The sequence below is a fragment of the Marinobacter salinisoli genome (assembly GCF_017301335.1).
GTDB lineage: Bacteria > Pseudomonadota > Gammaproteobacteria > Pseudomonadales > Oleiphilaceae > Marinobacter > Marinobacter salinisoli.
The window spans coordinates 3,282,494-3,309,369 of sequence record NZ_CP071247.1 but is presented as its reverse complement, the minus strand read 5'-3'; the positions used below and the strand labels follow the sequence as shown (position 1 = coordinate 3,309,369).

At 48.8% G+C, this 26,876-nt stretch carries 24 protein-coding genes; all 24 read left to right on the top strand.

The features are described from left to right. The first annotated feature begins 21 nt into the window (after nucleotides 1-21). The 24 genes from LPB19_RS15095 (at nucleotide 22) to LPB19_RS14980 (ending at nucleotide 26,760) form a co-directional block, all read left to right on the top strand. The gene (locus LPB19_RS15095) at nucleotides 22-1,008 is read left to right on the top strand and encodes an NAD-dependent 4,6-dehydratase LegB (RefSeq protein ID WP_323127891.1); all 987 of its coding nucleotides are present in this window, start codon (nucleotides 22-24) and stop codon (nucleotides 1,006-1,008) included. Then, nucleotides 1,001-2,158, top strand: a complete 1,158-nt coding sequence (locus tag LPB19_RS15090) for a LegC family aminotransferase (RefSeq protein WP_206643705.1) — start codon at nucleotides 1,001-1,003, stop codon at nucleotides 2,156-2,158. The genes LPB19_RS15095 and LPB19_RS15090 overlap by 8 nt, the downstream gene beginning before the upstream one ends. A 3-nt stretch (nucleotides 2,159-2,161) precedes the next feature. Next, nucleotides 2,162-2,797 (top strand): NeuD/PglB/VioB family sugar acetyltransferase, encoded by a 636-nt coding sequence (locus LPB19_RS15085; RefSeq protein ID WP_206643704.1) that lies wholly within the window; start codon nucleotides 2,162-2,164, stop codon nucleotides 2,795-2,797. Next, nucleotides 2,794-3,798 (top strand): N-acetylneuraminate synthase, encoded by a 1,005-nt coding sequence (gene neuB, locus LPB19_RS15080; protein ID WP_206643703.1) that lies wholly within the window; start codon nucleotides 2,794-2,796, stop codon nucleotides 3,796-3,798. Before LPB19_RS15085 ends, neuB begins: the two co-directional genes overlap by 4 nt. A gap of 59 nt (nucleotides 3,799-3,857) precedes the next feature. Further along, complete coding sequence (gene neuC, locus LPB19_RS15075; protein ID WP_266097053.1) at nucleotides 3,858-4,970, top strand: UDP-N-acetylglucosamine 2-epimerase; 1,113 nt, start codon at nucleotides 3,858-3,860, stop codon at nucleotides 4,968-4,970. 15 nt (nucleotides 4,971-4,985) lie between these two features. Then, on the top strand, nucleotides 4,986-6,041 hold the full coding sequence (locus LPB19_RS15070; RefSeq protein WP_206643701.1) for a nucleotidyltransferase family protein: 1,056 nt from the start codon (nucleotides 4,986-4,988) through the stop codon (nucleotides 6,039-6,041). Next, nucleotides 6,034-6,744 carry an acylneuraminate cytidylyltransferase family protein gene (locus LPB19_RS15065; protein ID WP_206643700.1) on the top strand — a complete coding sequence of 237 codons (711 nt, stop codon included), beginning with the start codon at nucleotides 6,034-6,036 and terminating at the stop codon, nucleotides 6,742-6,744. The genes LPB19_RS15070 and LPB19_RS15065 overlap by 8 nt, the downstream gene beginning before the upstream one ends. Beyond that, on the top strand, nucleotides 6,741-7,979 hold the full coding sequence (locus tag LPB19_RS15060) for a lipopolysaccharide biosynthesis protein (RefSeq protein WP_206643699.1): 1,239 nt from the start codon (nucleotides 6,741-6,743) through the stop codon (nucleotides 7,977-7,979). The genes LPB19_RS15065 and LPB19_RS15060 overlap by 4 nt, the downstream gene beginning before the upstream one ends. Before the next feature lie 167 nt (nucleotides 7,980-8,146). After that, nucleotides 8,147-9,466, top strand: coding sequence for a surface carbohydrate biosynthesis protein (locus LPB19_RS15055; protein WP_266097052.1), 1,320 nt, complete (start codon nucleotides 8,147-8,149; stop codon nucleotides 9,464-9,466). Nucleotides 9,467-9,562: 96 nt separating this feature from the next. Beyond that, a complete protein-coding gene (locus tag LPB19_RS17205; protein WP_206643697.1) occupies nucleotides 9,563-10,807 on the top strand; it encodes an O-antigen polymerase in 1,245 nt (414 codons plus the stop codon). A gap of 66 nt (nucleotides 10,808-10,873) precedes the next feature. Then, complete coding sequence (locus LPB19_RS15045) at nucleotides 10,874-12,472, top strand: aldolase catalytic domain-containing protein (RefSeq protein WP_206643696.1); 1,599 nt, start codon at nucleotides 10,874-10,876, stop codon at nucleotides 12,470-12,472. Nucleotides 12,473-12,479: 7 nt separating this feature from the next. Continuing rightward, nucleotides 12,480-13,220 (top strand): 3-deoxy-manno-octulosonate cytidylyltransferase, encoded by a 741-nt coding sequence (locus tag LPB19_RS15040; RefSeq protein ID WP_206643695.1) that lies wholly within the window; start codon nucleotides 12,480-12,482, stop codon nucleotides 13,218-13,220. Further along, nucleotides 13,217-13,864 (top strand): HAD family hydrolase, encoded by a 648-nt coding sequence (locus LPB19_RS15035; RefSeq protein ID WP_206643694.1) that lies wholly within the window; start codon nucleotides 13,217-13,219, stop codon nucleotides 13,862-13,864. The genes LPB19_RS15040 and LPB19_RS15035 overlap by 4 nt, the downstream gene beginning before the upstream one ends. Continuing rightward, entirely contained in the window at nucleotides 13,861-15,294 is a 1,434-nt protein-coding gene (locus LPB19_RS15030; RefSeq protein ID WP_206643693.1) for a hypothetical protein, read from the top strand. Before LPB19_RS15035 ends, LPB19_RS15030 begins: the two co-directional genes overlap by 4 nt. Before the next feature lie 61 nt (nucleotides 15,295-15,355). Beyond that, nucleotides 15,356-16,390 (top strand): polysaccharide biosynthesis protein, encoded by a 1,035-nt coding sequence (locus tag LPB19_RS15025; protein ID WP_206643692.1) that lies wholly within the window; start codon nucleotides 15,356-15,358, stop codon nucleotides 16,388-16,390. A gap of 5 nt (nucleotides 16,391-16,395) precedes the next feature. Then, nucleotides 16,396-17,520: a UDP-2-acetamido-2,6-beta-L-arabino-hexul-4-ose reductase gene (gene wbjC, locus LPB19_RS15020; protein ID WP_206643691.1), complete on the top strand. Its 1,125-nt coding sequence runs from the start codon at nucleotides 16,396-16,398 to the stop codon at nucleotides 17,518-17,520. 29 nt (nucleotides 17,521-17,549) lie between these two features. Beyond that, nucleotides 17,550-18,686 (top strand): non-hydrolyzing UDP-N-acetylglucosamine 2-epimerase, encoded by a 1,137-nt coding sequence (gene wecB / locus LPB19_RS15015; protein ID WP_206643690.1) that lies wholly within the window; start codon nucleotides 17,550-17,552, stop codon nucleotides 18,684-18,686. Between the two features lie 22 nt (nucleotides 18,687-18,708). Then, nucleotides 18,709-19,881 carry a glycosyltransferase gene (locus LPB19_RS15010; protein ID WP_206643689.1) on the top strand — a complete coding sequence of 391 codons (1,173 nt, stop codon included), beginning with the start codon at nucleotides 18,709-18,711 and terminating at the stop codon, nucleotides 19,879-19,881. Then, nucleotides 19,878-20,816, top strand: coding sequence for a UDP-glucose 4-epimerase family protein (locus LPB19_RS15005; RefSeq protein WP_206643688.1), 939 nt, complete (start codon nucleotides 19,878-19,880; stop codon nucleotides 20,814-20,816). The genes LPB19_RS15010 and LPB19_RS15005 overlap by 4 nt, the downstream gene beginning before the upstream one ends. Nucleotides 20,817-20,825: 9 nt before the next feature. Beyond that, nucleotides 20,826-21,383, top strand: coding sequence for a sugar transferase (locus LPB19_RS15000; protein WP_206643687.1), 558 nt, complete (start codon nucleotides 20,826-20,828; stop codon nucleotides 21,381-21,383). 43 nt (nucleotides 21,384-21,426) lie between these two features. Next, on the top strand, nucleotides 21,427-21,639 hold the full coding sequence (locus LPB19_RS14995; protein ID WP_206643686.1) for a hypothetical protein: 213 nt from the start codon (nucleotides 21,427-21,429) through the stop codon (nucleotides 21,637-21,639). A 404-nt stretch (nucleotides 21,640-22,043) separates the two neighbouring features. Next, nucleotides 22,044-23,969 (top strand): polysaccharide biosynthesis protein, encoded by a 1,926-nt coding sequence (locus LPB19_RS14990; RefSeq protein ID WP_206643685.1) that lies wholly within the window; start codon nucleotides 22,044-22,046, stop codon nucleotides 23,967-23,969. Nucleotides 23,970-24,371: 402 nt separating this feature from the next. After that, entirely contained in the window at nucleotides 24,372-24,980 is a 609-nt protein-coding gene (gene cysC / locus LPB19_RS14985) for an adenylyl-sulfate kinase (RefSeq protein ID WP_206643684.1), read from the top strand. Nucleotides 24,981-24,990: 10 nt separating this feature from the next. Then, complete coding sequence (locus tag LPB19_RS14980; protein WP_206643683.1) at nucleotides 24,991-26,760, top strand: SLC13 family permease; 1,770 nt, start codon at nucleotides 24,991-24,993, stop codon at nucleotides 26,758-26,760. Nucleotides 26,761-26,876: the final 116 nt, after the last annotated feature.

Here is a 26,876-nt window from a genome sequence, read left to right as displayed (position 1 = left end):
TTTTGGAATTGGATCCCTATTATGATGAAAGAAACTGTCTTGGTAACCGGAGCTGATGGATTTATCGGGTCTCATCTCACTGAGCTTCTTGTTCGTGAAGGTTATAAAGTAAAAGCTTTGTCTCAATATAACTCCTTCAATTATTGGGGCTGGCTCGAAAATATCGATTGTCTGGATGATATAGAGGTACTGAACGGTGATGTTAGAGATCCGCATTACTGTAAACATATCACCAAGGGTGTAGATATTGTTTACCATCTGGCCGCACTGATTGCTATTCCCTACTCATATGTGGCACCGGATAGTTATGTAGACACCAATGTCAAAGGAACACTAAATATCTGCCAGGCAGCGCTTGAAAATGGTGTGAAGCGAGTGATTCACACCTCCACTAGCGAAGTGTATGGTACTGCCCAGTATGTTCCGATTGATGAGAAACACCCGGTTCAACCGCAGTCTCCCTACAGCGCATCTAAAATTGCCGCGGATGCGATGGCGATGAGTTTCTACAATGCGTTTGACCTGCCGCTGACTGTTGCCCGCCCATTTAACACCTATGGTCCGCGGCAGTCAGCAAGAGCGGTTATTCCCACGATTATTACCCAGATTGCTGCCGGCCAAAAATCAATCAAGCTCGGTGATGTGTCGCCCACCAGGGATTTCAATTATGTTGAAGACACCTGCCGGGGATTTCTGGCGCTGGCCAATTCTGATAAAACAATCGGTGAAACGGTAAACATTGCCTCGAATTTCGAGATTTCAGTTGGCGATACCCTGAAGTTGATTCGTGAGATTATGCAAAGCGATGTCGAATTCATTACCGACGAACAGCGAATTCGCCCCGGAAAATCAGAGGTGTTCCGTCTTTGGGGAGAAAACGCCAAGATCCGTGATCTGACCGGCTTCACCCCCGACAACTCGATTGAGGAGGGGTTGAGGAAAACCGTAAAGTGGTTTACCAACCCGGATAATCTGAAGCACTACAAGGCTGGAATTTATAATGTCTGAAGTGTCGGTAAACCGGCTTGTTGGATTTGTAAGGGATTATTACCGGACCAATGAATTTGTCCCACTGCATGCGCCGGTCTTTCTCGGCCGTGAAAAGGAGTACGTGGCGGATACAATAGAGTCGACCTTCGTTTCCAGTGTGGGAATTTATGTGGATCGGTTCGAAGAGGGTGTGGCCGCTTACACTGGCTCGGCAAAGGCTGTTGCTACGGTAAACGGAACGGCGGCTTTACATATCGCTCTTAAGCTCGCCGGAGTGGAGGCGGGAGATCTGGTGGTCACTCAACCACTCACCTTCGTGGCCACCTGCAACGCCATCGCTTACTGTAATGCTGAACCGGTGTTTATCGATGTAGATCGGGAAACTCTGGGGTTATCCGGCGAGGCCCTTGAAGCCTGGCTGGAAGAACATGCCGAATTGGATGCAGAAGGCGTGTGCCGTACCCGGGCTGACAGCAAGGTGATTCGGGCGTGCGTACCCATGCATACCTTCGGACATCCTGCTGACCTGGATACCCTGGTATCCGTGACTCATCGCTGGAACATTTCTCTGGTTGAAGATGCTGCCGAGTCTCTGGGCAGTTTTTACAAGGGCAAGCACACAGGAACCTTCGGTGCGCTGGGCACGCTCAGCTTCAACGGTAACAAGATCATGACTACCGGAGGCGGGGGCATGATTCTAGCCAGTGAGACTTTGGCCGCTCGCGCTAAGCATCTGACGACAACCGCCAAGAAGCCTCATACCTATGAGTACATTCATGATGAACTTGGATATAACTACCGTTTACCTAACCTGAATGCAGCATTAGGATGCGCCCAGTTGGAGCAGCTAGAAACATTCATTGAGGCCAAGCGGGCATTAGCCGCTGCCTATGAGGGTGCTTTAACAGGCTCAAGCCTACAATTCGTGAAAGAACCCCAAGATTGCCGCTCCAATTACTGGCTGAATGCTGTTATCTGTGAGAACAAAGCTCAGAGAAACGAGCTGCTCAAAAATACCAATCAAGACGGGGTGATGACACGGCCAATTTGGGCTTTGATGAACCATCTTGACATGTATCAGAGCTGTCGCCGAGGCGACTTAGATAATGCGGAGTGGTTGGAAGCTCGGGTGGTTAATTTGCCGAGCAGTGTGGTTTCAAAGGGATAAGTTATGAAGAAGTTGGGTGTATTTGGCACATCAGGCTTTGCAAGAGAAATTGCCGATATCGCAGACGAATTGGGTTACGAACCTTTTTTAATTGCGAAAGATGAGACAGAGGCCGCAATTGGTTCTAGCATGTGGCCGATTGTTTTGGAAAGCGATTTAGAGCAGGCCGAAGGGACCGTCTATGCCTTAGGTATCGGCGAGAACAACATCAGAGCCAAGGTTGTCAATCGCTATTCGGGCAAGCTGAGTTTCGTAAACCTGATCCATCCAAGTGCAAGCTTTGGAAAGCATCAGCTTGAGCAGATCCAGGCGCAGGAAGGTGTAATTATTTGCGCCGGCGTCCGCTTCACAAACAACATTGATGTGGGGAGCTACTCGATATTCAATCTAAACGCGACCATTGGGCACGATGTCATCATCGAAGATTTTGTGAACATTGCTCCAGGTGCACATATTTCAGGCAATGTCTTGATAGAGCGGGAATGTTGGGTCGGAACAGGAGCCGTGATTAATCAAGGTAGTAACGAGAAAAAGTTGATGATCGGAGCCGGTACTACCATTGGGTCAGGTGCGGTGGTAATAAAAGACTGCGAGGAGCAGGCCGTATATGTTGGTGCACCCGCAAGGAGGATCAAATGAATACGTTGATCATCGCTGAAGCGGGTGTTAATCATAACGGAGACATTGAACTTGCCAAAAAACTTATTGCCGTAGCTGCCGAAGCCGGCGCCGATCTCGTCAAGTTCCAGACCTTTATTGCTGCAAGCAATATTGCACGCAATGCTCCAAAAGCCGACTACCAGAAGGGAGCAACCGATCCTGACGAATCACAGTACGAGATGGTCCGAAAGTTAGAGCTTTCACATGAAGATCATCTGGAGCTCATAGACGAGTGCAAAAAAAGAAAGATCGGCTTTTTCTCTACTGCATTCGATGCAACTAGCATTGATCTGCTTGATAAGCTCAATATCAGTGATTATGTGAAGGTTCCATCCGGCGAACTAACCAATCTGCCGTACCTCCGTTATCTGACCTGTCGCGGTAAACATGTGCTTTTGTCGACCGGCATGGCTAACTTGGGAGAGATCGAAGCCGCGATCAATGTGGTAGAGCAAGCCGGAACGCCCAGAGACAAGATCACCGTTCTGCACTGTACCACCGAATACCCCACGCCTATGGAAGACGTGAATCTCAGCGCCATGGTCAATATTGGCAAGGCGTTCGGTGTATCTGTAGGTTACTCGGACCACACTCCAGGTATCGAAATACCCATAGCCGCGGTTGCTTTGGGCGCGACGGTGATTGAAAAGCATTTCACTCTGGACCGCAAACTGCCCGGGCCCGACCATCGAGCCAGCCTGGAGCCCGGTGAGCTGAGGGCCATGGTGCAAGGCATTCGAAATATTGAAAAGGCGCTGGGCGACGGCATTAAACGACCTAGCCCAAGCGAACTCAAGAATAAACCTATTGCTCGCAAGTCCCTCGTGGCTGTTCGCCCCATTAAGGCTGGCGAACCGTTCAGTGAAGAAAACCTTATGGCCAAGCGCCCGGGTACCGGAATTTCTCCCATGCAGTGGGATGAAGTCATCGGTCGCACCGCTCCCCGTGATTTCAGTGAAGACGAGTTGATCGAGCTATGACTCGCAAGGTCTGTGTAGTTACTGGCACTAGAGCGGAATTCGGGTTGCTGCGCTGGTTGATGAAAGAGATTCAAAATAACTCGAAGCTTGAGCTTCAGTTGATTGCGACTGGCATGCACTTATCTCCCGAATTTGGCTCCACCTACCACGAGATTGAGGAAAATGGCTTCAACATTGATGCCAAGGTAGAAATGCTTCTGAGCTCAGACACCAATACGGCGGTGACCAAATCCATGGGTCTTGGTGTGCTTGGTTTTGCCGATGCGTATGAGCGCTTGGCCCCGGATATCGTGGTGGTGCTGGGAGATCGCTTCGAGATATTCGCCGCTACCTCTGCCGCTATGATTGCAGGTATACCGGTGGCACACCTGCATGGTGGAGAGACCACCGAGGGGGCTTTTGACGAAGCCATCCGCCATTCCATCACCAAAATGGCTCACTTGCATTTTGTGGCCGCAGACGAATACCGCCAGCGGGTTATTCAGCTTGGGGAACATCCGGACAGGGTATTCAATTTTGGCGGTATGGGTATTGATGCTATCAAGCGCATCACGCTGCTTAGCCGCGAAGAGCTGGAGCGCGCACTGGAGCTCAGCTTTGGTGAAAAGAGCCTGCTAGTGACATTCCACCCGGTAACGCTTGAGGATGGGGCCAGTTCGGCTGCCCAGATGGGCGAGTTGTTGGCCGCTTTGGAAGGCCTTGAAGATACGACACTGATCTTTACGATGCCGAACGCCGACACTGGTAGTCGCGAGCTCAGTGCCATGGTGGGGGAGTTTGCCCAATCACATCCCAATGCCAAGGTGTATACGTCGCTTGGTCAGCTACGCTACTTCTCTTGTCTGGCACAGATAGACGGCGTGGTTGGTAATTCCTCAAGCGGCTTGGCAGAGGCGCCATCCTTTAAGGTAGGCACCGTGAATATCGGCGATCGCCAGAAAGGCCGGCTGAAAGCGAGCAGCGTGATTGATTGTGAGCCGAGTATTTCGGCAATTCAGGCGGCGCTTGAAACACTCTACTCCGCCGACTTTCAGGCCAGTCTTGGCTCTGTTTTCAATCCCTACGGCAACGGCGGTGCCAGTGAATCCATCGTCAAGGTGCTTGCGGAGTACCCACTGGAAAACATTCGCAAGAAAGCGTTTTACAACCTGTCAGTTAATGACTTCTCTTGAACCCCGGAGCAATCCATGAAGCCCTGGCGTAAAGCCCTAGTAAATAGCAACGTTACACTGGAACAGGCCATTGAAGTTCTGGACAAGGCTGCCTTGCGAGTTGCGCTTGTTATCGATTCAAGCGATAAGTTGCTGGGCACGCTGACAGATGGTGATGTGCGCAGGGCGTTGCTGAAACACATGCCATTGGAAACGCCGGTTAGCCAGGTTATGAATACTCAGCCCAAGACTGCGGAGCAATCCTGGACCGAGAGTCGAACACTTTCGGTCATGGAGCAGTATGAGCTACTGCAACTCCCTCTTGTTGACGAGGACAGGCGGGTAGTAGGGCTGGCCAACCTGCACGACATACTAAACAAGAATCGCCACGACAACCCGGTGTTCCTGATGGCAGGCGGGTTCGGCACCCGCCTGAGACCGCTGACCAATAACTGCCCAAAACCCATGCTCAAAGTGGGTGACAAGCCAATCCTTGAGCAAATCCTGCTGAACTTTGTGGAAGCTGGCTTTCATCGCTTCTATATCTCAACCCACTACATGCCGGAAGTTATCCGCGACTATTTTGGCGATGGCGAGAAGTGGGGCATTACCATTCAGTACGTGCATGAAGAGGAGCCACTGGGCACCGGGGGCGCGCTGGGCCTGCTGCCGCACGATGAAATAGATCAGCCATTATTCATGATGAATGGCGACCTGTTGACCTCATTGAACCTGCACAGTCTCCTGGAGTTCCACGAAACCCACAATGGCGTAGCCACCATGTGTGTGCGGGAATATGAACACCAGGTACCCTATGGGGTGATCACCAGCGAAGGCACCCAGATTAGATCGATGGTGGAGAAGCCTGTTCACCGGTTCTTTGTGAATGCAGGTATCTACTTGCTGGACCCTTTGCTGGTCAAAAGTGTGGGACCCGACACCCGGATTGATATGCCAACCCTGTTGGAGCAGCAGATTGACGGCGGTAAGGCGGTGAACATGTTTCCGATTCATGAGTACTGGCTGGATATCGGACGCATGGACGATTTCCATAAGGCCCAATCTGAAGTAAAGAGCTTGCTCAATGACTGAGCCCAGTGAAAGACTTATCGTTATTCCCGCCCGGGGTGGTAGCAAGCGATTACCGCGCAAGAATGTTCTACCGCTCGCGGGAAAGCCGCTGATTTGTTGGACGATTGAGGCAGCACTCGAAACTGGGTTGAACGCTCGAATAATGGTGACCAGCGATGATGAGGAAATCTTGTCCACTGCCAGGCGTTATGCTGACAAAGGCCTAATCGCCCATAAACGTCCCGTAGAGCTGGCAACGGACCACGCCACCACCGCCGATGTTCTACAAGAGGCGCTTGATGCTGACCAGCAAGCCGGTTATTCCGCGAAAACGCTGATTCTACTCCAACCCACTTCCCCTCTCAGGTTGGCCGAAGACATTCGAGCTGCGGTAGAGAACTATGAGCACAGTGGGAGTGGTGACACAGTAGTAAGTGTATGCGAGGTGGACCATCCTACAGCCTGGATCGGCACAATCAGTGACGGTGGTCATTTGAATGGCTTGGAATTGACAGGTAAACGGGCACAAGATTATCAAAAAGAATATCGTTTGAATGGTGCAGTTTACGTCACCTCTACAAAGACTTTGCGAGAAACAGGGCGTCTATTCACGGATAGTGTTAGGGCTTGTGTAATGCCGAGGGTAAGGTCAATCGATATCGATGAGGCAGTAGATTTCAGGATATGTGAGCATCTTATCAAAAGTATGGCAATAAAGTTATGAGGCTCCGGTTAATTAATGTAGGTCTGCGAGGACTCACATTAGCGATAAAGTTTTTTTTTATAATCTGCCTGGCAGTCTACCTGCCGCCTGAAGAAGTAGGGCTTTACGGTCTTATAGCAGTTACAGTTTCTTACTCAATCTACTTTGTAGGCTTCGAATTCTACACATATAGTACGAGAGGCCTTGTCGCTAAGCCGAAAAACGATTGGCCTCGGCTTATTTCAAGCCAGGTTGTGTTTTTTGGAATCATGTATCTTTTGGTTCTGCCCATTTTAAGCCTGCTTTTCGTGTTCGGGCATTTGCCATTGGAGCTCTTGGCGGGGTTTTTAGTTCTTCTCATTCTGGAACATCTATCTTCGGAGTTAATGCGCCTATTGGTAGCGTCAGAAAATCAGATGTTGGCTACCATAATAATCTTTATCAAGCAGGCGCTCTGGGCGGTATTTTTCGTTTTGATGATGTGGATGTTTCCAGCCACGAGAAATATAGAAACTTTACTGCTTTTCTGGATCTTTGGCGCAGCCTTTGGAATAGTGATTGGAGTTGCTCCTTTACTCAAACTTGATTGGAAACACTCCGTTTTAAGTCCGGATTGGAAATGGGTCAGGAGAGGTATTTGGATCGCTCTTCCATTATTGATTTCTTCGATCTCAGCGAGAGCAATATTTACCCTGGACCGTTATGCTTTCGAGGCCTTTAATGGTTTAGCTCTACTTGGCGCGTATAGCGTTTACATGAGTATTGCGGCTGCAATGCTTTCTTTTATGGAGTCAGGTGTGTTCGTGTTTTTCTATCCGAGGATGATGAAAGCCTATAAACGAGGTGAATTATCTGAGTTCGAAAGTGCTTACAAAAAAATGGAGAAACAAGCATTTGTTTGTTTGTTTGTTCTGATGATTTCTATATCTTTCTCAGTGCCTTTTGTATTTTCAATGCTTAGCGAAAGAGTTTATTATGATAATATTCCTCTTTTTTATGGAATGTTATTCGCGGTCAGCGTTTTTCTGATCGGTTATATATATCAGTACGCCCTATATGCGACATTGCAAGACAAGGTCATTATAGCTGCAAATGTTTCAGGTTTCGCTGCTGCTTCTGTTATGGTTGTTTTGATTGGGCATTGCAACTCCTATTGGGCCGTGACTTTAGCAATGATTATTGGGTGTGCAATTTCAGGGTTAATTAAATATAGTAAGTGGAAAAGCTCAAGGCCAGATTTTGGTTTTAAGTTTTAGATTTATGGATCTATTTCCCCGCCTTTTATTTCTGTGATTTTTGATTTTATAATTATTCTACGATGGGTTTTACCGATAGCATGATCCCTCTAAGATTTTTACGGTCTAAAAAAGTAGTTTTAAGTTCGGTCGATTCGCCTCGTAGAGACTTGGGTTGGCGGCTTTTGATGGCAAGAAAACTGGCCGACCAAGGCATTTCTACCGCACTGGGTAGGCCTCATGACATTTATCTGCTCCTATCATTGATGCGTGGTGCTCTCATCTTTGGAAGGTTTGGAGGAAACACCGGAAGAGGTCAGTTTGATTTGGATTTGATACAAAAAATTCAAAAAACTGCTTCATCGATGCATTTTCTTCACGATGAAGGCGCATTTTATTACAAAAATGAGTATGAGTCGGCTGTAAAAAGAATATACCCAGAAGAGTACTTTTCTCTTCCCTTTCTAAAAAAAGTGTACTTCTGGGGGGACAGGCAAAGAGCCGTATTCGATAAAACCTATGAAGATTGTGATTTGAGCGTTATAGGCGCTCCTCGGTTGGATTATCTTAGATTTCTCGAGGCTCAAAAGAAGTCCAGAAAGCATGATAGTAAAGACTTCAAGCCTGGAATTAAGTATGTGCTAGTTTGCAGTCGTTTCGCAGGCATTTCTCCGGCTAAAGATGATATATCGCTGATCTCCAAAAATTTCCTGGATATTAGAATGCAGGCGGAGGGTTCTTCGGGGGTTTCTGAAGGGGAACTATTTCAACAACAGGTCAAAAGGTGGTGCGCAGTTTCTATAGAGAGAGCTCAATTTATTGACGCTGTATACAGTCTTGCAAGGAGCAACCCCAATACTCAGTTTCTTTTCAGACCTCACCCCGGTGAAGATGCGTCACTTTACAGGTCGATCTACCGCTTTCTGGGCAATGTCACAGTAGATAAATCGGGGGATCTTTCTCAGGCTCTCGAACAGGCAAAGTTGTTTATCCATTCCGAAAGCACAAGTGGTGTTGAAGCTGCGATTATAGGTGTCCCTTCAATAAACTTCTCACCGCGAGATACCGGTGATCATGCTATTGCAGGTGCATCAGAAGTTGGAGCAAAGGTCAGAGATTTTACTGAACTGGAAATGGCTTTCAAGCGCTTACTTGCGCAATCGAGAGCTTCTTTGCTTGAAGACGCTGAATTATTATTTCCTTATGTTAAGAACTCAAAAAGCGAATTTAATGCAATTGACGAAATATGTGAAGATCTCAATGGGCACTTTCGTAAAGATAAAACAGGTTTTAAATTTCTAGGTTCCGGCCTAGATCGCGATTTTTTCTTCTATTTTTCTAGAAAGCTATTTTATTCTATGAAGTCTTTATTTGTGAAGGTGGGCAGAGAAGACAAGATCACTGGTTTTGATAAAGGCTTTATATTTGAGCAATGGAGTTCCATTGGTGGTAATGATGCTGATATCTCGATTGTTTCGGGCATTACTTTTATCTGCCCGAAGCGCTGATAACCAATTTCAAATATCTAAGCTATGGTCACTGTTCAGATTTCAGAGATTGCTTAATGATTGATGGGCTTGTTCGATAACTAAGCAGAGTGGTCAATGTTATATTTTCTTTCATTTTCAATTTGCTCGCTTCGGTTTATTAATACCAGGTCGGTTGCTTTTTATCTTTTATGGTTTTTCACTTTTTCGATTTTTGCTGGTTTTCTGGTTGGAAACTCTGCAGAGATCGAGCACTTTTTTGATCTTTTTAATGTTTTGTTTACAATTTTTCTGTTGTTGATAGTTTGCTCATCGTTTCGGGATTATTCGGTCGTTAGAATTTTTGACCCTTTAAGTTTGTCTTCGTTTAGGTTTTTGCTGATTTTTATTTTTTTCGTTTTATTTTTTTCATTGATTGTGAACTTTTTTATCGTTTATAAGTCCTTTTCGTATGTCGCGCTTAGTGTTTCGAACATAACTTCGTACAAAAATGAAGGGGAGGCAGCGGTTCTTATCCGGCAGTGGGTTAACCCATATTTGGTTAGGTTTGCAAACCTTGCATCGCCTTTGGGAATTTTATCGCTTTCATTTCATTTTTACTTTCTGGTAAAAAGTCGGTTGGTCGTCAGTGCCGTGTTTTTAATACTTTCTTTGAATGTTCCGCTTTCGGGGCTTCATGGATTGTCAAGAGCGGCAATAGTACAGTTTGTCCTAATGTACGTGTTTTTTTATTTGTACGCATATCCTGCGATTAGTAGCCGAATAAGGAAAAAAATAAATATTTTTGCTTTTGTTGTCTTTGGTGCTATTTTATCTGCTTTTTACTATATAACGAGTTTGAGGTTCTCTGAGTCGTCCTATTACTCGTCGGCAGATGAGGGGCTTGTCAAAAATCGGGCTCTTTACTCCATTTTTGATTATTTCTCTCAGTGGGTGGTTAACGGTTCAGAAGTCATGAAAAATTTTAGTCTAGATAAATTGTGGTATGGTAAATCATCGCGATCCCTTTTGGACGAAGTTGGCTCCAGGTTAGGGTTTGATGTGAGTTCCTATGTTGATCTTAGGTACCAAACCTTGCATGATAACGCTTCCAGCTTTAATGGACTTGTTGCAACCCTCGTTTATGACTTCAGTCATGTTGGTGCTATTATATTTTGTTTGGGTTTTTATTATTTTGCTAGATGCCTGTCACCAAAATCAGGGCAGATTCAACTGCATAGATTTATTTGGTTTGGATGCTTGATTACACTCCCTGTTTTGTTTTTCACGAATAACTACTTGTCAAATGTGCAGTTTAGTTTAGGCGTTTTTTACACATTTTTAGCGTTTTGGTTCCTTCGGCTTCGCTTTAGATTTTCATGATACAAATAGGTATTAGTGATTTTTTGGTCATAATGGCTAGTAAACTTTAATAAAGGTATCCCTGTAATGCTTCTACTTGACTGTACATTAAGAGATGGTGGCTACTACAATGCGTGGGATTTTGGTCACAATCTTGTTCAAGACTACCTTTATGCAATGAGTGTAGCGGGTGTTGATATTGTCGAACTTGGGTTCCGGTCATTGAAGACGGATGGATTTAAGGGCGCCGCTGCATACACATCTGATGAATTTCTCGAAAACCTCAACTTTCCCTCAGATTTGACTATCGGCGTAATGGTTAATGGCAGTGAACTGGCTTCTCCAGATACCCAGAAGGCGGATCTTTGCGCTCTGTTCCCACTTTCCGCAGACAAAGCCCGCTTTAGCCTCGTTCGTATTGCCTGCCACGCCCATGAGTTTAAAGACGTTCTCCCCGCAGCTAACTGGCTAAAAGAACGTGGTTATCAGGTTGGTTTCAACCTTATGCAGGTTGCGGATAAGTGCAAGTCGGAGGTGGTTGATTTAGCAAAAGAGGCGTCCCGCTATCCTTTGGATGTATTGTACTTTGCGGATTCTATGGGGGGGATGAACCCAAATCAGGTACGGCAAGTAATTCAGTGGATAAGGCAGGGGTGGTCTGGCCCTTTGGGTATCCATACCCACGACAATATGGGATTGGCGCTCCAGAACTCACTAACAGCTCTCGATGAAGGGTGTACCTGGGTCGACTCAACAGTCACTGGAATGGGGCGTGGGCCTGGCAATGCAAGAACCGAAGAACTCGTGATTGAAATTGCGGAGCGGCGTAGTTCACCGGTCAATATGGTTCCGCTGATGCGGCTCATAAGGGAGCACTTCAAGCCGATGCAGGAACGTTACGGGTGGGGAACCAACAGTTATTATTACTTGGCAGGAAAATACTCCATCCACCCGACCTATATTCAGGAGATGCTGAACGATTCCAGGTACGATGAGGAAGATATCCTGGCGGTTATCGACCATCTCAGGGTTGAGGGTGGGAAGAAGTTTAGCCTTAACACTCTTGATGCGGCGCGACAGTTTTACCAGGGTGAGCCGACAGGTAGTTGGGACCCTTCTTCCATGATCAAAGGTCGCGAGGTTTTTCTTCTCGGTTCAGGCCCCGGTGTTTTGCAGCATCGTGGAGCCATTGAGTCTTACATTCGCCGCAAGAATCCCCTTGTTGTTGCACTCAATACTCAGTCCGGAATAGCCGCTGAGCTCATCGATGTACGTGTTGCCTGCCATCCGGTGCGTCTGCTTGCTGATTGTGAGGCTCATACTCAGCTGCCTCAGCCTTTGATAACACCTGTCTCCATGTTGCCGGAAGATGTAAAAGAATCACTTGCCAGTAAGCAAACCCTGGATTTCGGTCTGAAAGTTCTGCCCGAAGTTTTCGAGTTTGGTCAATACTGTTGTTCTGTGCCGAATTCGTTGGTTGTAGCATACGTGCTGGCTGTCGTCACGAGCGGGAAGGCTGAGCGGATTTTTATGTCGGGTTTTGACGGTTACGGCGCTGATGATCCAAGAAGCCAGGAAATGCAAAACCTTTTGTCGCATTACCAGGCTTGTTCCGAAGCTGTGCCTTTGATCGCGGTGACACCCACTCGCTATTCACTCCCTGCTCAATCAATTTACGCCCTGTGAGGAAGAGATGAGAACAGTCGTTATTATCCCCGCCCGGTTTTCTTCCAGTCGATACCCGGGAAAGCCGCTTGTACTCTTGATGGGAAAACCGATGATCCTCTGGGTGGCGGAGCTTGCTGCCAAGGCTATTGGCTCGGAGAACGTCTATATAGCGACCGAGGACAGTCGCATAGCGGAGGTTGTTCGCTCGGCTGGGTTCCAAGCGGTTATGACCAGTCCGAGCGCTTTGACTGGGACAGACAGGCTTGCGGAGGCAGGAGAACAGATTGAAGCGGATATCTTCATCAATGTGCAGGGTGACGAACCACTGGTTAATCCTTCTGATATTAGCCGTGTCGGCGCGGCCAAAGCGGAGAATATGGAGGTTGTTGTGAACGGTTACAGTTGGGTGTCAGATCAGGAAAACCCAGGCAACGTCAACATTCCCAAGGTCATCACCAACGAAGCTGACGAGTTGGTCTACATGTCTCGCGTCGCTTTGCCAGGCTACAAAGACCCTGATAACGCACCGGAAGGGTATAAGAAACAGGTGTGTATCTATGCATTTAACCGTGATGAGCTTAATGCTTTTCGTAAGTTTGGGCGGAAAAGCGCACTCGAGCAATGTGAAGACATCGAGATCCTGCGATTCCTCGAATTGGGCAAGCGTGTTCTGATGATTGAAACGCAGCCGGGTAGCCTCGCTGTGGATGTTCCGGAGGATGTAGCTGGTGTAGAAATGGCCCTTAAACGGAAGCATGGTTTGTGAAAACTGAACGCTATGGCAGTCTCGTTTTTGACTGTGACGGGGTTGTGCTTAACTCAAATAAGGTAAAAACCAAGGCTTTTTATGAAGCTGCTCTGCCCTATGGCGAAGGCCCGGCACAGGCACTGGTTGATCACCATGTGGCGAATGGCGGTGTCTCTCGTTACCGAAAGTTTGAGCATTTTTTGAATCAGATTGTGCCTTCGGATGCTGTTGGGCCGGGCCTCGATGAGTTGCTTGATGTTTACGCTCGCAAGGTTCGCGAGGGTCTTATCGAATGTGAAGCAGACTCCGGACTATTTGAGTTGCGCGAACAAACCCAATCAACATCCTGGTCTATCGTTTCTGGTGGGGATCAGGCTGAGCTACGGAAGGTTTTCTCTGTAAGAGGGTTGGATCAATTATTTGATGGCGGTATCTATGGCAGTCCCGATACCAAAGATGAGATTCTGGCCCGTGAGTTACGGGCGGGACGCATTGTGAGGCCAGCCTTGTTTATCGGGGATAGCCGATACGATCACGAGGCTTCAGTTAACGCAGGGTTAGATTTTGTTTTTGTCAACCAGTGGACTGAGTTTTCCGGATGGAAGTCATACTGCGATATGCATAATGTTGAATTTGTGGCCAGTTTGCGTGACTTGGTATGACGGTAGATAGAAATGAATGCGTGTTTCTTACTCGTTCCGGCCTGAAACGACTCGAGGCTACGGGGGTTCTAGAAAGTATTCCGACCGATAGTTGCTATACGGAGGACTTCATTGATCGCTTGAATGATCATGATTTTTCTGGGATGTCTGATTATTCAAATGAAATTTTTTTTTACCATTATGTCAGGTTGCTGGAGTTCTCAGAGGTTTTGAAATCAAGCGCCTGCTCGCGGTTTAGTTTGTTTGCTCGGGTTCTCGATAAAAATCTTTTTATTAGAGCAAAGGCTGAAGCGGGTAAACAGGTTTCACTAATAATCCGGATGTTAACGACTTTGTTATCATTCTTTGTATTTATTTTTTCGGTTATTTCGATAGTTTTACTGTCTTTTCTTCTGCCATTCTATCTCGTCAGAAGAAAAGAATCTGATATCACTTTAGAGTTTGATGTTAATAGGAAAGTTGTCTTCCTGATCAGATCTAAGGCTGCCTATCAGAAATGTAGGCTGAGTATAGAACGAGAGATATCAGCGGTGACGCTTGTAGATAACTTTGGCGGGCTCAATGTTCCCGGGGTTTCTATCTATTCGGTTGTGTGTTGGAAGAATATTTTCAAAATATCTTTAATGTCGGCTTTCCATGCGTTAAGGGATATCAAAAATATCTTGAAAGATGGCAGAGTTATGTTAGGTCGTTCTTGTGCTCTTGCGCTGTTCCCAGGCTATCTTAAACGCATTGCACACAAGGCAGTTTACGAATCATGCTTGGACGAGGTTGTTCGGTTGTCTCCACGCGCGGTCTTCTACACAGGAGATAAAGACGATCGTTTTGCATTGCTTCAGACTAAGGTATGTCATCGGGAGAAAAAGGAGCTTGTCTGTTTGCCCCATGGGCTTGAATATGGATTTCGTTTCCCAGGTGGGTTAGCAGGCACCACTTTCTATTGTTTTACGCCAGAGGCTGCCAGTTTTCTTAATAGGTTATACCACGAAGATAAGTTTCTTTATGTAGGTTCAGTAGTAGATTCAATGTATGGTGTTGGTGGTGAGAGTAAGTTTGCGAAACTGGTTGAACGGGTTTGCTTTTTTACTGAGCCTCGAAATCCTGAGGTAAACTACCGAATCATAGAGGAACTTACTGGAAGAAATGTTTCCGTTTCTATTAAATTACATCCTCTTGAAACTGCAAGTAACTATAAAAATCGCTTTCCAAACGTCGAACAGATAGAAGATCTTGATGAAGCTATGCGCTCTTCAGTTTGTATCGCCAGAAAATCGACGGTACTGCTAGAGTCGTCAAGAAGAGGGGTGAAAGCAATTGCTGCATTGGTCAACGATAAAGATCGGGCTTATGTAATGAAGATTTTCCCATCCTTATGTTCCGAGAACATTTTTAAAGCTTTTACATTTGATGAACTTCAAGAACTTCTCTGACTGTCCGTGTTTACAGGTCGAAGTTTTAGAGTTCGGAAATACATGACTTTGGGGTACTAGAGTGTTTGGTAATAAAATTTTGCTAATAACGGGTGGCACCGGCTCTTTCGGAAACGCAGTTCTCAGTCGTTTCCTGGATACCGATATTGAAGAGATTCGCATCTTCAGCCGGGATGAGAAGAAACAGGACGATATGCGCAAGCGCTACTCCAACCCCAAACTCAAGTTTTATATTGGCGATGTGCGGGACTACAACAGCATTCTGAATGCTACCAGGGGAGTGGATTTCATATTCCATGCTGCGGCGCTAAAGCAGGTGCCTTCCTGTGAATTTCATCCCATGGAGGCTGTGAAAACCAATGTGATCGGCACGGAGAACGTCCTAGAAGCGGCAATCCAGAACGAAGTGAAGCGGGTGGTTTGTCTGAGTACCGACAAGGCGGTGTATCCTATCAACGCCATGGGCATCTCCAAGGCTATGATGGAAAAGGTGATGGTGGCCAAGTCTCGCAATGTGGACCCGGGAAAGACTGTTATTTGTGGCACCCGCTACGGCAACGTGATGGCCTCTCGCGGATCGGTGATTCCGTTGTTTGTGGATCAGATTCGCGGCGGTAAATCCCTCACCATTACAGACCCGAACATGACCCGCTTCATGATGACCTTGGCAGATGCGGTGGACCTGGTGCTGTACGCCTTTGAACACGGCAGCAATGGCGATCTGTTCGTGCAGAAAGCCCCTGCTGCCACCATCGAAACCCTCGCCCTAGCGTTGACTGATCTAGTCGGCCATGCAGACCATCCGATCAATGTAATCGGTACTCGACATGGCGAGAAACTATTTGAGGCGCTGCTGAGCCGTGAGGAGATGGCCTGCGCGGAGGATTTGGGTGGGTATTACCGGGTGCCGCCGGATTTGCGGGATCTGAACTACGGTAAGTTTGTGGAGCAGGGAGAAGAGAAAATCTCCCACACTGACGATTACAATTCCCACAACACGACACGTCTGGACAAAGCGGGCATGCAGGAGCTGTTGATGAAGCTTGATTTTATTAGCGCCACCGTTCGTGGAGAAAATGCACAACCTCAGGATTGAACGTTATGCGAGTTTTGATCACAGGCGCCAATGGGTTTATCGCAAAAAACCTGCAGCAGCATTTGGCGGAGCGCACTGATATTGACCTGTTGTTGATTTCCCGGGACTCGCCCCGAGCAACCTTTGAAGACGCCCTTTCGAAAGCCGAGTTCGTGTTCCATTTGGCTGGCGTAAATCGCCCCCAAGATCCTGAGGAGTTCCGGAAAGGAAACTCTGATCTGACAGTGTGGCTCTGTGAGGGATTGGCTGCGCGTGCGAAAAAAGGCGATAAGGTTCCGGTCGTCCTTTCGTCTTCAACCCAGGCAGCGTTGGATAACGATTATGGCTTGAGCAAGCGGGATGCTGAATGCGCAGTACTCAGGTATGGCCAGGAATTTGATGTGCCAGTACACGTGTTCAGGCTGCCGAATGTGTTTGGGAAATGGTCTCGGTCGAACTACAACTCCGTGGTCGCGACTTTCTGCCACAATATTGCGCAGGGGCTACCGATCACGGTCAACAACCCTGAAGCGCCTTTGCGGTTGGTGTATATAGACGATGTGGTTTCCCGATTCGTTTCGCTTCTGGACGGTGCTTTGCCTAATCTTGATGCTGAAGGCTTTGAGCAGGTTCATCCTGAGTATTCGACGACTGTTGGTGAGCTCGCCGATACTATCCGGGAATTCCGCAGCAGCCGCGATACTCTTGTTATACCGAGGGTGGGGATGGGTCTTACGAGAGCTTTATATTCCACCTATCTGAGTTTCCTTCGCCCAGAACAGTTCTTTTACACTGTGCCGCAGCATGGTGACTCGCGAGGTGTGTTTGTGGAGATGTTGAAAACACCGGATGCCGGGCAGTTTTCTTTTTTCACAGCTCATCCCGGAATAACTCGTGGCGGCCATTATCATCATTCCAAAACGGAAAAATTCCTGGTGATCTCTGGAACCGCACGTTTCAAGTTTCGGCATATGCAAACGGGTGAGGAGTACGAGTTGATCACCCGAGGAGAGAAATCCGAAATCGTAGAGACTGTGCCCGGCTGGACCCATGACATAACGAACATAGGTGACGGCGAGCTCGTTTGTATGCTTTGGGCTAACGAGATTTTCGACCGGGACAACCCTGATACTTACGCCTGTCCTGTTTGATTAAATCCTTCTGATTCCTGAGAACCTCAATGAAAAAGCTGAAAGTAGTGACGGTAGTTGGCACTCGTCCTGAGATTATTAGGTTATCCAGGGTACTAGCCCGGCTGGATGAGCACTGTGAACATGTCCTGGTGCATACTGGGCAGAACTATGACTACGAACTGAATCAGGTGTTTTTTGACGACCTTGATATTCGTAAACCCGATTACTTCCTGAATAGCGCGACAGATAGTAAGGGGGCTGCCAACACGATTGGTAACCTGATCTCTGCGGTTGATGAAGTTCTGGCGCATGTGCGACCAGAAGCTTTGCTGGTTTTGGGCGACACCAACAGCTGTCTATCTGTGATCCCGGCCAAGCGTCGACAAATTCCGATTTTCCATATGGAAGCAGGCAACCGCTGCTTCGACCAACGGGTCCCCGAGGAGACAAATCGGCGCATCGTGGATCATACGGCCGATATCAACCTGACTTACAGCAGCATTGCTCGGGAGTATCTGCTGCGAGAGGGCTTGGCTCCGGACCAGGTAATCAAAACCGGTAGCCCGATGTTCGAAGTGCTGAATCACTACCGGCAACGCATTGAGGCGTCTGATGTGGTGAATCGGTTTTCGTTGAAGGCTGACCAGTATTTCGTCGTGAGTGCTCATCGTGAGGAGAATATAGAATCTGAGCGCTCATTTGCCCGACTTGTGGAGACGCTGAATGGAGTCGCCGAGGATTTCGGCTTGCCAGTTATTGTATCCACGCACCCGAGAACGCAAAACCGTATTAATGCCACGGGCTCTGTCTTTCATGATAAGGTCCAGCTTTTGAAACCTCTGGGCTTTCATGATTACGTGAAACTCCAGCTCTCGGCCCGGGCGGTGTTGTCAGACAGTGGCACGATCAACGAGGAGTCGTCGATTCTGAACTTTCCTGCACTGAATCTTCGTGAGGCCCACGAACGGCCGGAGGGAATGGAAGAGGCTTCCGTTATGATGGTGGGTCTTGACGTTGAGCGAGTCAGGCAGGGGCTTTCAATTCTTGAAACCCAGCCTCGCGGCGAGAAAAGAAGCCTGAGATTAGTCGGGGATTACAGCATGCCCAATGTCTCAGACAAAGTGGTGCGAATCATTCACAGCTACACTGATTATGTGAATCGAGTGGTATGGAAAAAGTACTGACTCCTGCCTCATGAACTTCTCAATGCCCCGCCGTTCAGACCTAGCAATTATTAACCGCAGCTTCTGGCCCGTTTACCCGGTTATTGGAGAGGCACTTTTGCGGTTCGCGGAAAATGCGGCTTGCCAACTCCGCGTCTCTGTGATTCTTCAGGACCATGCTGATATCCGCTCTGCGCTTTCGCAGCAAGGGCGCGGCAAAGGTGTGGCGTTCTATCCATGTAAGGCCTGGACAACCTCTGCCAGTGGTATTGCGCGCCGGATCGTTGATGCTGCTTTCTTTATGATTTGGGTGATGGGTGTGCTGCTCTGGAACCGGCCTCGGAAGGTATATGTCTCTACTGATCCGCCCGTGCTAGTGCCGTTTATTGTTATGGTATATGCGAAGCTTTTCCGTGCTTCCTATGTATACCATTTACAGGATATTCATCCGGAGGCCACAAATGTGGTGGTTCCCGTGAACCGGCTGATATATCGGTGCTTGCGGTGGATTGATGGATTGGTGATGCGACAAGCTAGCAGGCTGATTACTATTACCCGGGAAATGGCGGATGAAATCTGCAGGCGTTCCGGAACACACGCTGACGTCGTTGTGCTGAGCAATCCGGCCGTATCCTTCGAAGGCGTTAATCCTGTGTCGACCAAAAGGAGAGGGTTTTCATTCTGCGGAAATGCTGGCCGGCTCCAACGCATTCCGCTTTTAGTCGATGCGATTGAGCGATACCTGGATGCCGGTGGGTCGCTTGAGTTTGCTTTTGCTGGCGGCGGAGTATTCGCGCCAGCATTGGAAAGATTGGCCAATCAGTATTCCCAGGTGCATTACTACGGCCTGATCTCAGCTACAGAAGCGGCCCAGTTGAACGCTAATTACGAGTGGGCGCTGTTACCGATCGAAGATGAGGTTACCCGATATGCTTTCCCGAGTAAGTCTTCATCCTACGTGTTCTCCGGTGCCTTCATTCTTGCAGTTTGCGGCGAACAGACCAGCGTAGCCGAATGGGTAACTTCGAACCGGCTTGGCCTGGTCGTGGAGCCTGAGGCTGGGGCGTTGGCAAATACTTTTGCGAGAATTGAAGAAGGTAGTATAGAAACCGATGATCTTGATAGCGACCGCTCTGAACTGAAGCGAGGTTTGAGTTTTGAGTGTTTTATTGAACAGCTGAGCCACAATATTCTAGACAGGAATTTGGTGGAATGAGTCGAAAGATAGTTGTTACTGGCGCCAGCGGGTTTGTTGGTCGCGCTCTGGCTAAGCGTTTACAGTGCGAGGGTGAGGAAGTCCTTGGGATTTGCCGAAAAAATGGAAATTTTGATTTTCCGGTCGTCACGATACCTTCGTTGGACAACCCTGACTCATTAGCGGAGCCGCTCAATGGGGCTGAAGTCGTTGTTCATTGTGCTGCCCGGGCGCACCAGATGCAGGATATGGCCGAAGATCCGCTGTCGGCTTTCCGGAAGATCAATCGGGATTTGACTCTTTCCCTGGCGAGAAAATCAGCGGAAAGCAAGGTCAGCCGTTTTGTTTTCTTGAGCACGGTAAAGGTAAATGGAGAGTCTACTTCAGGCCGTGACCCCTTTACGTCTGAAGAGAAGGCTCACCCGGAAGACCCTTACGGTTTTTCGAAACTCGAGGCCGAACAAGGCTTACTCGAGTTAGCCTCCGAGAGTGGTATGGAAGTAGTGATAATCCGTCCGCCTTTGGTCTATGGGCCCGGTGTAAAGGGTAATTTTGCAAGCATGATACGGTTGGTGGATAAAGGCTTGCCGCTGCCTCTTGGTGCTGTCCACAACAAACGCTCACTGGTGGCGCTGGGCAATCTGGTGGATTTGATCATTACCTGCACTCACCATCCTTCCGCAGCCAATCAGGTTTTTTTGGCCAGTGATGGCGATGACTTATCTACCACGGAGCTGCTGCGTGCAGTTGCCGTGGCAATGGGAAAGCCATCTCGACTTATACCCGTGCCCCCTGGGCTGTTAACGGCGGGTGCAACCATGCTGGGTAAAAAGGCGGTCGCTCGGCGTTTGCTGGACTCGCTGCAGGTTGATATTTCCAAAACCCGAGATTTGCTAGGCTGGAAACCTCCGCTGAGTGTGGATGATGGCTTAAGACGGTGTTTTTCTGATTGCTAAGGACTATGTGTGATTCGTATTTTCGATTTTTTGTTTGCTCTGATCGGGTTGACCTTCGGCTTCCCATTGTTATTGCTTTTGTTATTTGTCGGCTTCTTCGATACGGGTTCTCCCATATTCAGACAGGAGCGGGTGGGCCGAGATAAGAGGCCTTTTACTTTGGTCAAGTTCCGGACTATGGCAAAAGAGACTGCCTCCGTTGCAAGTCATCTAGCCAGTCCTTCTTCCGTAACGTCATTCGGCCGATTTTTGCGTCGCACCAAATTGGATGAGCTACCACAACTCTGGAATGTATTGAAAGGCGAGATGAGTTTAGTGGGCCCAAGGCCTTGTCTCTTTAATCAAGAGGCACTGATTCAAGAGCGTGAAACACGTGGTGTGTTGGACGCGAGACCGGGTATTACCGGATTAGCACAGGTGAATGGCATCGACATGTCTACTCCTAGGCTATTGGCAGAAACTGACCAGAAAATGCTGGAGAACTTGACCGTATCCGCCTACTTCAAATATATCCTGATGACGGTCTCCGGCAAGGGTTCCGGTGACAGAGTGCCAGGACAGCAGTGATTGAAGTGCTTAAGGTTTTGACCGATCAAAGTTTTAAGGAACAATGAGCATCACGAAAATCGCCATCACCGGTGCCGGCTATATTAATCCTTCCAATACCATGGCGTTGGCACAGCATGACCAGGTATTTGTTTTGGATATTGATTCGGAGAAGGTTGAGCTTCTGAACAACCGTAAAAGTCCGATTATTGATGCGGGAGCTTCCAGTTTTCGGGCCAATAGAGCGCTGAACTTTAACGCCATGCTGGACAAATAGCTGGCCTATCGGAGCAGAGACTTTGTGGTGGTCGCCACGCCAACTGACCACGACCCGCAGTCCAATTTCTTAATTATTAAAAGCGTGAAGTTTGTAACCATCCCCAAAAATCGGTGCATGCATCATTGGAGTTCTCCTGCCTACGATAAGGCAAACTGAGACAAGCATGAAGAAATCACGGTTCAGCGAGTCACCGATCGTCAAGATCCTGAAGTAGGTCTGGGGCGGCCGACTGGTCAAGGAAGTGTGTCGAGAGTAAGGTATCTCCGACGCGAGCTACTACAACTGGAAAGCTAATTACGGCTTCATTTCGCCTGTTTAGGCTGAGGAAAGCCTTAAAACACTGTCCGGGATTAGTTGGCCACTACAGTGTGCCGCAGTCTATAAGTTGGTAAAGGGAAATAATGTTCAATAAATTTCTTGATCTATCACGATTTCACAAACGTTTGGTTTCTGTCGCTGCCGATGTGGTGGCTCTGTTTTTTGCGCTGTGGGCGGCATTTTCGTTACGTTTTGATCAGCAATTCTGGATTCCAGATTCCGAGCAGTTGGTTGTTTCTGGACTGACAGTGGTTGTCACTATCGCAGCGTTTGTCAGGCTGGGGTTGTACCGTGCAGTTGTTCGATACCTAAGTGACCGTGCGTTCCTCACGGTTATCTACGGTGTCGTTATCTCTGCAATTACCCTGATTCTTCTGGGCTATTGGCTGGAGGTATTGGTTCCTCGCTCAGTGCCGTTCATTTATAGTGCTCTAGCATTCATTTTTGTTAGTGGCACGCGTATGGGCGTTCGAATACTGGTCAATCGCCCGAGGCGCCATAACAAACAGTTTGTCGCGATTATCGGAGCAGGGGAAACCGGCATTGAGCTCGCTCGTGCTTTGGCGCGGGGAATGGAGTACCACCCTGCGGCTTTCATAACCCTTCTCAAATCTAACCATCGCGCCCTTATCAACGGCATTCCCGTCTATGACATCAGCCACATTGAACGGGTGATTCGTGAGCATAGCGTCAAGAGATTGTTGTTGGCACTGGATCAGGACTCGGGGATTGATCGGAAACGTTTGCTCAAGAGGCTGGAGCCGCTTTCAATACCGGTTCAGACCGTGCCAAACATGTCAGAGTTGATTGCTGGACAGGCCCGCATCAATGATATCAGGGATCTTGAAATCGAGGATCTGCTAGGGCGTGATCCGGTAAAACCGGATAACGCCCAGGTGGCTGCGGGGCTGTATGGTAAGGCTGTGATGGTCACGGGCGCCGGGGGCTCTATCGGCTCGGAGCTTTGCCGGCAGATTATCCGTCATCGTCCTTCAAGGCTGGTTTTGTTTGAACAATCGGAGTTTTCGCTCTATGCCATTGAGCGTGAGTTGCAGACCCTGAACCGGCTGGAGAATCTCGGTGTTGAAATACAGGCGCTGCTAGGGAGTGTTATTCACCGCCGGCGCTGCGAAGCGATTATGCGAAGTTTTGGTATTCAGGCCGTTTATCATGCTGCTGCCTATAAACATGTGCCACTGGTAGAGCATAACGTGATTGAGGGGGTTCAGAATAACGTTTTCGGAACCCAGCGTGTTGCGGAAGCTGCTATCGAATGCGGTGTGGAGCGCTTTGTTCTGATTTCGACAGACAAAGCCGTGCGTCCTACGAATGTGATGGGTGCCAGTAAGCGCATGGCGGAACTGGTGCTTCAGGCTCTGGCTGAGCGACAGTCGAAGACGGTGTTTTCCATGGTTCGGTTCGGTAATGTACTGGGGTCTTCTGGCTCTGTGGTCCCGCTGTTCCGTGATCAGATTCGAGATGGTGGGCCCGTGACGGTGACTCATCCGGATATTATCCGCTATTTTATGACCATTCCAGAGGCCAGTCAGTTAGTACTTCAGGCTGGCAGCATGGGACAGGGTGGCGAGGTTTTTGTATTGGATATGGGCGAGCCGGTAAAGATAGCCGATCTGGCCCGAAAGATGGTTCATCTTATGGGGCTTACTGAGAAAACCGAAGAAAAGCCGGACGGTGATATCGAAATCGTATTTAGTGGATTGCGCCCTGGTGAAAAGCTCTATGAGGAGCTACTCATCGGTGATGATCCTCAGGGTACCGCTCATCCGAGGATTATGAAGGCTCGGGAAGTCTCCCTATCTTGGAATGAGCTTGAACGGGTGTTGGATCAGCTGATGCGAGCAAGTCAGGAATTTGATTGTGATAAGATCGCATCGCTGTTGCGTGAAGCGCCGACCGGTTTTGCACCAAATGGAGATGTCGCAGATTTAGTTTGGTGCCATGGAGCGGAGCCAGAGGCCAAGCCGCCATCGGTTCTGAACTTACGGTGAGCTATCCGCCTACTAAAGAGCTTGGCAGCTTTATCCAGATAGCCGCTGTATGGCGGCTTTTCTTTTTATGATTTAACCTGCAGGAATTGATGGGATCAAACGGTCTTTAATGGCTTGTGCTGTTAAACCCGGAGGTTTATTCAGTTGTGCCACTTGGCGAGAGTCGGCACGTATTTGGTAAGGATTCGCGCGCCTTTGAGTAATCGTACCGGATCGGATGAACTGGGGAGGCAGTTTCCGACCGGTGGAGGCCGAAAAGCGGCTGCCGGTTAATTCGTTGCCTGCTAAGCAGCTGGGAACTGTTACCAGAAAGATGTCGGAGTTTTGGGGCTAGGTTATTATTTGAAATGGATTTGGTAAAACCTAGACTGTAGTTTTCTAGACAAGATAAGGATATCCAGGTTGGCCAATAATATCGTATGGCACGAGCATAAAGTTTCCCGGGCCGAGCGTGCCGCCTCGAAGAATCAACGTCCCTGCTTACTATGGTTTACAGGCCTGAGTGGTTCTGGAAAGTCCACAGTGGCCAACGCGCTTGATGTGGCGCTGTACCAGCGTGGTTACCATACCTTTCTCTTGGATGGGGATAACGTTCGGCACGGTCTTAATGGTGACTTGGGTTTTTCGGATGACGATCGCGTCGAGAATATTCGCAGGATTGGCGAGGTCAGTAAATTGTTCGCAGATGCCGGCCTGATTGTTCTGAGCGCCTTTATTTCGCCTTTTGCCAGTGATCGGCGAATGGTGAGGAACCTCTTTCCTGCTGGCGAGTTCATTGAAGTCTTTATGAACACGCCCCTGGAAACCTGTGAAGAGCGTGACCCCAAGGGACTCTATCAAAAGGCACGGGCGGGCGTGGTGAAGGACTTTACCGGCATTGACTCGCCTTATGAAGCGCCGATGCGCGCTGAAATCACGCTCGATACTTCCAGGCTCAGCGTGGACGAGTGTGCAGAGCGCCTTATAAGCTACTTGCATAGTCGGAAACTGATCCTTGATGTGAAGGCCTGAGGGGCTTTCTATGGAATGGGATGCCATTTTCACGCTGATCGTGCTGGGGGCAGTTCTCGCTACTCTGGTATTCACCCGCATCGCCGCAGATCTGGCGCTGATGGCTGCGCTCACAGTGCTCCTGGTCTTTGGTGTTCTCCCCCCGGCATCTGCCCTGTCTGGTTTTGCCAATCCCGGTGTCATCACCATAGCTACCCTGTACATCGTGGCGTCTGGCCTGAAAGAAACGGGGGCTGTTCAGTGGATTGCGCGTATGTTGCTTGGGCACCCCAAAGCGGTCAGAGGGGCACTATCGCGCATGATTTTTCCCACCGGAATGCTCAGTGCCTTTATGAACAATACGGCGGTCGTGGCAATGTTCATCCCGGCGATTCAGGATTGGGCGCGACGACTTCGAATTCCCACCTCGAAACTTCTTCTTCCTCTCAGTTACGCCGCCATCCTCGGCGGTACTTGCACGCTTATCGGTACCAGCACTAATTTGGTGGTCGATGGCATGTTGCAGAGTCGCGTGGGCATCCATTTGGGGCTCTTCGAGTTGGCCTGGGTGGGCGTGCCACTCCTGGTGGTTGGTGGCATTTTCCTGATAATGCTTGGCCCGCGTTTGCTACCGGATCGCGGCGGGCTCAATGAGGAGCTGGAAGCTGTCAGAGAGTACGGGGTAGAGGTCGAAGTGATCGATTCCGGTCCTCTGGTAGGAAAATCGATCGTCGAGGCCGGTTTGCGAGCCCTGACCTACGGCTATTTGACCGAGATAGAACGCCACGGGCGGCTCATTACAGCAGTTGAGCCGGAAAGGGTATTGCAGGCAGGTGACAAACTCTATTTTGTCGGTGCGCCTGAATGTGCAAGTGAGTTGCGTCGAATTCAGGGCTTGCGTCCCGCTAGCGGCAGCATTCACAAGCTCGATATTCAAAACCATCAGCGGTGCCTGGTGGAGGTGGTTCTTGGTCAGGAATTTCCCGCGCTAGGCAAAACCGTAAGGGATAGCAGGTTCCGCACCCGTTTTAATGCAGTTATTCTCTCGATCTCTCGAGGGGGTAATCGGGTTGAGGGCAAGCTTGGGGACATCCAGTTCAAGATGGGCGATACGCTCTTGCTTGAGGCCAGCCAGGAGTTTGCCGAGCAGTACCGTTTTCGCCGGGACTTTTTGTTGGTCAGCGAGTTGAATGACTCAACGCCACCAGACTTCACAAAGGCGCCTCGGGCCCTTCTCATTTTGTTGGGTATGGTTTTACTCAGTGCGTTTGGAGTACTGAGTATTCTCGAGGCTTCGTTTCTTGCTTCAGGAGCAATGGTGGCCTCTGGATGCATTACGGCAAGCCGGGCCAGGCGCAGTGTCGATTTGCCGGTTCTGGTCGTGATCGCAGCCTCATTTGCCCTGGGAAATGCAATGTCGGAGACTGGGGCAGCTGAGGCAATAGCAAGAGGCCTGCTGGGTGATGGGGATGGTTACTCGCCTTGGCTGGGCTTGGTTGTCGTTTACGTATTAACCGCCGTCTTCACTGAAGTGATAACCAACAATGCGGCTGCTGTGTTGATGTTTCCCATTGCACTGGCGCTGTCTGAACAGCTCGGCGTGAATTTTCTGCCTTTTGCCGTTGCCGTTATGTTTGCTGCGTCGGCGAGCTTTATCACGCCACTGGGATACCAGACGAATCTGATGGTTTACGGCCCAGGTCGATACAAGTTCAGCGACTATGTACGAATTGGTTTGCCGCTGAGCGTGGTCGTGGGGCTAACGGCCGTGCTTCTAATCCCTTTTGTTTGGGAGCTGTAAGGTGGGGATAGCGAATTTCTCAAGAGTCTTGGGTTTGTGTGTCGTTTGATGCGCGTTGGTTAAGGATGTTGGCTATTATTGATTTATCCGTGGAGTAAGCCATTTCGTGGTTGTGT

Excerpts from the sequence above, each read along its gene's own strand:
- LPB19_RS15070 (WP_206643701.1), top strand. The coding sequence starts at position 4,986 with ATGAAGCCCTGGCGTAAAGCCCTAGTAAATAGCAACGTTACACTGGAA.
- LPB19_RS15095 (WP_323127891.1), top strand. The coding sequence starts at position 22 with ATGATGAAAGAAACTGTCTTGGTAACCGGAGCTGATGGATTTATCGGG.
- wbjC (WP_206643691.1), top strand. The coding sequence starts at position 16,396 with ATGCGAGTTTTGATCACAGGCGCCAATGGGTTTATCGCAAAAAACCTG.
- LPB19_RS14990 (WP_206643685.1), top strand. The coding sequence starts at position 22,044 with ATGTTCAATAAATTTCTTGATCTATCACGATTTCACAAACGTTTGGTT.
- LPB19_RS15085 (WP_206643704.1), top strand. The coding sequence starts at position 2,162 with ATGAAGAAGTTGGGTGTATTTGGCACATCAGGCTTTGCAAGAGAAATT.
- LPB19_RS14995 (WP_206643686.1), top strand. The coding sequence starts at position 21,427 with ATGAGCATCACGAAAATCGCCATCACCGGTGCCGGCTATATTAATCCT.
- LPB19_RS15005 (WP_206643688.1), top strand. The coding sequence starts at position 19,878 with ATGAGTCGAAAGATAGTTGTTACTGGCGCCAGCGGGTTTGTTGGTCGC.
- neuB (WP_206643703.1), top strand. The coding sequence starts at position 2,794 with ATGAATACGTTGATCATCGCTGAAGCGGGTGTTAATCATAACGGAGAC.
- LPB19_RS15060 (WP_206643699.1), top strand. The coding sequence starts at position 6,741 with ATGAGGCTCCGGTTAATTAATGTAGGTCTGCGAGGACTCACATTAGCG.
- LPB19_RS15055 (WP_266097052.1), top strand. The coding sequence starts at position 8,147 with ATGGCAAGAAAACTGGCCGACCAAGGCATTTCTACCGCACTGGGTAGG.
- LPB19_RS15030 (WP_206643693.1), top strand. The coding sequence starts at position 13,861 with ATGACGGTAGATAGAAATGAATGCGTGTTTCTTACTCGTTCCGGCCTG.
- LPB19_RS15045 (WP_206643696.1), top strand. The coding sequence starts at position 10,874 with ATGCTTCTACTTGACTGTACATTAAGAGATGGTGGCTACTACAATGCG.
- neuC (WP_266097053.1), top strand. The coding sequence starts at position 3,858 with ATGAAAGAGATTCAAAATAACTCGAAGCTTGAGCTTCAGTTGATTGCG.
- LPB19_RS15065 (WP_206643700.1), top strand. The coding sequence starts at position 6,034 with ATGACTGAGCCCAGTGAAAGACTTATCGTTATTCCCGCCCGGGGTGGT.
- LPB19_RS15040 (WP_206643695.1), top strand. The coding sequence starts at position 12,480 with ATGAGAACAGTCGTTATTATCCCCGCCCGGTTTTCTTCCAGTCGATAC.
- LPB19_RS17205 (WP_206643697.1), top strand. The coding sequence starts at position 9,563 with ATGTTATATTTTCTTTCATTTTCAATTTGCTCGCTTCGGTTTATTAAT.
- LPB19_RS14980 (WP_206643683.1), top strand. The coding sequence starts at position 24,991 with ATGGAATGGGATGCCATTTTCACGCTGATCGTGCTGGGGGCAGTTCTC.
- wecB (WP_206643690.1), top strand. The coding sequence starts at position 17,550 with ATGAAAAAGCTGAAAGTAGTGACGGTAGTTGGCACTCGTCCTGAGATT.
- LPB19_RS15010 (WP_206643689.1), top strand. The coding sequence starts at position 18,709 with ATGCCCCGCCGTTCAGACCTAGCAATTATTAACCGCAGCTTCTGGCCC.
- LPB19_RS15090 (WP_206643705.1), top strand. The coding sequence starts at position 1,001 with ATGTCTGAAGTGTCGGTAAACCGGCTTGTTGGATTTGTAAGGGATTAT.